General features: G+C 50.5%; 1 protein-coding gene. It reads left to right on the top strand.

Features of this window, described 5'->3' with window-relative positions:
* Positions 1–810: 810 nt before the first annotated feature.
* Positions 811–5,351: DUF4347 domain-containing protein (locus tag QUA70_RS27835; RefSeq protein WP_333350994.1), on the top strand; the 4,541-nt coding region annotated here is incomplete at its 3' end.

The following is a 5,351-nucleotide window of genomic DNA, read 5'->3' as shown; positions in this document are numbered from 1 at the left end:
GCTGACGGATTGAGTTTTGAGGCTTTGCAAATTAACTCGATGGCGCATGGCACACTGCTGCAAGTTGCTGCGACAGGGCAGGTTTTGGCTCAGGTTTTTGGCGCTGATAATACTCTGAATCATGTGGATTTTCTCACTCTTTCTCGTTAAGACCAAAGGGCAATAAACTCGCTGGTTTTTTCATAAAAATATACCAACTCGGTTTGTTGAACCAACCGGGTTTTTTAATCTTTAAATATTTTAAAATCAACTAACATTAATGTCGTTAATTATTATTGGATGCTCGACTGAGCGAGACCATAAATTTTGTTTTTAAGGAGTCATTTATTCCTGATAAAAGTCAGAGGAAGGAGTTGATTTTTACAAATTTTATAACCATTTTTTACCGAAATAGAGATGCTCTGAGATTGGGCTGAGTGACTACCATAAAATTGGTTTTTGATAAGGACTTAAGTTCTAATAAAAGTCAGAGCACTTAAGCCGCTTATACTACAAGAACCAACGATTGTCAACTGCTTTTAGGAAAAAAATATCGCATTTTAAGTGGTATTTTTGTACATCAAGTTTGTTTTTTTTATCCTAAAATAATTTACCGCCAAGTCGGATTTGGCTAAAAAAAAACCTGATTTCCTAGGTAAATACAGGGAACTGCTACTTTGGGAAGATGTCGATAAAAAAAAAATCGAAGTAAATAGAACTTGTTAACTATGCGAAGTCAAGAAATTAGTAATTAGCAGTTTCCCATTAGCAATTAACAATAATATCACCCGTGAAGGTTGACAATTAACAAGTCAAGGAGCTATGTAACTCATGAAAAAATCATTGTGCAACTACTTTTTCCCAATTCAAAAATCAAGTTGCGATCGCCGCGACACAGACTGCATACAAGCTTCTTTGATGGGGACGCAATTAGTCGGTGATCGGGCGATCGATATTTCCTCTTTAACAAAAGCGAGTCGGGGCTTTAAGACCAAACATAAAAAATATTTAGTTTGCATTGATCCGAGGGTAGAGAATTATCAGCATCTTGCCAGCGGAGTCAAACCAGGGACAGAGATAATTGTCCTCGATAGAAGGCGGGACGGAGTAGAACAAATTACCGAGATTCTAGCTAAACGCAGCTTAATTGCCAGCCTTCAGATAGTTGCTCACGGCAATGAAGCTTCCCTGCAACTGGGGTCAACTGTACTGAAGGATGAAAACTTGCAAAAGTACCATCGGCATTTGCAACAGTGGCGCAATGCTTTGACGGAAAAAGCCGATATTTTATTATTAGCGTGTAAGGTTGGGGCTGGACAATCCGGGATTGCTTTCGTGCGGAAGCTGAGAGAATTAACAGGCGCAAATATAGCGGCTTCCAACAATCTAATTGGCAGTTCCAAATTAGGAGGAAACTGGCAATTAAATGTTACAGCAGGACGAGTAAAAACTGCAATAGCCTTTGAAACAAAAACCCAGGCAACTTACAGCGCTGTCCTCATTAGTTTAGTGGACGAAAGTTTTCAAGACGCACGTCTAATCGGGCCTTGGATCTCTGGGGTTACTGGCACGTCAGACGCTCCAGCTTTAACAGCAGGAACCGGAACGGAGAGTTTTCCGGGTTTGAACATAGACCCGGTAGGGAGCGGGGCGTTGAGATTAACTACAAGAACTTTTGACCAATCTACTTTTGTCATCTATAACAGTCAGGTTCCAGTCAACAGCGGTCTTAACATTGTCTTCGATATATTTCCCTACGACGGCACTGCACGTGATAATTTAGCAGGGCGGACAGGGGACGGCATAAGTTTCTTTTTAATTGACGGTACTGTGACGCCAACAGTAGCTGGAGGCTATGGAGGTTCTCTCGGCTACGCCCAAAATACAGATACAAATCAGCCCGGTTTACGGGGAGGTTATTTAGGAATTGGATTAGATGAATTCGGAAATTTCTCAACTGAAACTCAAGGGCGCATAGGCGGAATTCCGGGGGGGCGTAGAGCAGATTCGGTAACGCTTCGAGGTAGCGAAGTTACGCAATATCAATTTTTAACTTCTACGTTTGTGCCACAGGGAATAGATAATATTCCTGATACCGTAAATCCTCTGCCTCCCAACGGGCCGATCAACGCCATTACTAGCAATCGCGAAGCAGCCAGAAGAAGAGTTCAAATTATTTTGCAACCCCCCACTTCTGCAACGCCAAACCGTCTCACTGTTAACTTTGATATCAACAATAATGGTTCGTTTACAGATGTGGGCGAGACTATTATCGACATTGCCAATTTAGAGGAGCTAAACGGGCCAATACCGGAAACATTCAAATTTGGTTTTGCTGGTTCAACGGGAGACGCAACAAATATTCACGACGTTCGCACTTTGTCGATCCAAACTATAGACGTGCCGCTTACTACAGCAGATGTTGCCTCTACGAAAACAGGCCCGGCTGCAGCGGCACCGGGTAGCAGCATTACTTACACAATTACGACAGTAAATAACGGCCCGAACGACGCCGAAAACGTGGTGATTGAAGATAGATTGCCCGTCGGGGCAGTATTGAGTAGTGCCGAGGGCGGCGGCACTTTCAATTCGACAACGAGACTGGTCACCTGGCCAACTATTCCGATTTTACCTGTTGGGGCTACCACCACGCGCACCGTAACTGTTACGGCCCCAACTACACTCGGCCCTATTACAAACAGTGTATTCAGCAGCAGCAGTACGATCGATCCCGTACCCGGTAACAACAGCGGCAGCAGCCCGGAGGCGCGAGTCACGACCACTATTACGAACGATATTGCCGATGTAGTGACGGTCAAAACCGGACCCGCTACTGCGATCGCGGGTTCGACTGTCACCTACACAATTACGGCAACCAACAGTGGGCCGAGTCCGGCAGCCAATGTGGCGATCACCGACACCATTGTTCCGGGTTTAACAGGAGTCAGCGTCTCGGAGGGCGGAACTTACAACGCAACTACAGGTATTGTGACTTGGACGGCGATCGCATCCCTAGCCAGCGCAGCCAGCACCAACAGAACCGTCAGTTTCGCAGTTCCCGCCACCGGCGGCCCCATCGCCAACACTGCTAGCAGCACCTCAACGAGTCCAGACCCCAATCTCGACAACAACAATGGCAGCAGCCCCGAAGCGCAAGTCACCACCAGCATCACCGAGAGTGCCGATGTAGTGACGGTCAAAACCGGGCCCGCTACTGCGGCCGCGGGTTCGACCGTCACCTACACAATTACGGCAACCAACAGTGGGCCGAGTCCGGCAACCAATGTGGCGATCACCGATAGCATTGTTCCGGGTTTAACAGGAGTCAGCGTCTCGGAGGGCGGAACTTACAACGCAACTACAGGTATTGTGACTTGGACGGCGATCGCATCCCTAGCCAGCGCAGCCAGCACCAACAGAACCGTCAGTTTCGCAGTTCCCGCCACCGGCGGCCCCATCGCCAACACTGCGAGCAGCACCTCAACGAGTCCAGACCCCAATCCCGACAACAACAACGGCAGCAGCCCGTCAGCAAGAGTCACCACCACTATCACCGATAGCGCCGATGTAGTGACGCTCAAAACCGGGCCCGCTACTGCGATCGCGGGTTCGACTGTCACCTACACAATTACGGCTGCTAACAGTGGGCCGAGTCCGGCAGCCAATGTGGCGATCGCCGACACCATCGTTCCAGGTTTAACAGGAGTCACAGTCTCTGAGGGCGGAACTTATAACCAAACTACAGGTATTGTAACTTGGACGGCGATCCCATCCCTAGCCAGCACAGCCAGCACCAACAGAACCGTCAGTTTTGCAGTTCCCGCCACCGGCGGCACCGTCGCCAACACTGCTAGCAGCACCTCAACGAGTCCAGACCCCAATCCCGACAACAACAACGGCAGCAGCCCGTCGGCAAGAGTCACCACCACTATCACCGATAGCGCCGATGTAGTGACGCTCAAAACCGGGCCCGCTACTGCGGCCGCGGGTTCGACTGTCACCTACACAATTCTCACCGAAAACAGAGGGCCCACTACCGCCACCAACATCACCGTTACAGACAGCATCGTTCCCGGTTTAACGGGTGTCACAGCATCCAACGGCGGTATTTACAACCCAGCCACAGGCATTGTCAGCTTTCCGCCCCTTGCCAGCTTAGCTGACGGCGTGACCGTCAGCCGGACTGTCAGATTCCCAGTCCCGGCGACCGGCACTGTCAGCAACACGGCAAGAAGTACCTCAAACACGAATGACCCGAATCCCGGCAACAATAACGGCAGCGAACCCGGCGCAACTGTTACCACCAGCATCGCCTCTGCCCCGACTCCGACTCCCGCACCCGCACCGACTCCGACTCCCGCCAACCAACCGCCGATAGCTAACAACGTCAACCTCGAAATCGCCCCCAGCAGCGCTGTGGCGATCGCAGGACTCGGAGGAACCGACCCCGACGGCTCGATCGCATCCTTCACCATCAACACCGTCCCAGCCGCAAGTGAAGGGCTGATATTTTTAGGCAATCCCGATGCTGGCGGCACGATTGTCACCGCCGGTCAAATTCTGACACCTGCTGACATTAACCAATTATTTTTCCAATCGACAGCTAACTTTACAACAGCAAATTTCACCTACAGCGCTACAGACAACCAGGGCGCTACCAGCCCCGCCAGCGCTACTGTATCGGCGTTGCTGCCGGTGCCAAACCAACCGCCGATAGCTAACAACGTCAACCTCGAAATCGCCCCCAGCAGCGCTGTGGCGATCGCAGGACTCGGAGGAACCGACCCCGACGGCTCGATCGCATCCTTCACCATCAACACCGTCCCAGCCGCAAGTGAAGGGCTGATATTTTTAGGCAATCCCGAGACTGGTGGCACTATTGTCACCGCTGGTCAAATTCTGACACCTGCTGACATTAACCAATTATTTTTCCAATCGACAGCCAACTTTACCACCGCAAATTTCACCTACAGCGCTACAGACAACCAGGGCGCTACCAGCCCCGCCAGCGCTACTGTATCGGCGTTGCTGCCACTGCCAAACCTACCGCCAGAAGCAGCCCCGGTCAATCTTGATATCGCCCCCAGCAGCACTGTGGCGATCGCAGGACTCGGAGGAACCGACCCCGACGGGTCGATCGAATCCTTCACCATCAACACCGTCCCACCAGCAAATGAAGGGCTGATATTTTTAGGCAATCCCGATACGGGCGGCACTATTGTCACCGCTGGTCAAATTCTGACACCTGCTGACATTAACCAATTATTTTTCCAATCGACAGCCAACTTTACCACCGCAAATTTCACCTACAGCGCTACAGACAACCAGGGCGCTACCAGCCCCGCCAGCGCTACTGTATCGGCGTTGCTGCC

It is taken from the genome of Microcoleus sp. LAD1_D5, assembly GCF_036702115.1.
Taxonomy (GTDB): domain Bacteria; phylum Cyanobacteriota; class Cyanobacteriia; order Cyanobacteriales; family Microcoleaceae; genus Microcoleus.
This window is presented reverse-complemented; position numbering and strand designations above follow the sequence as displayed.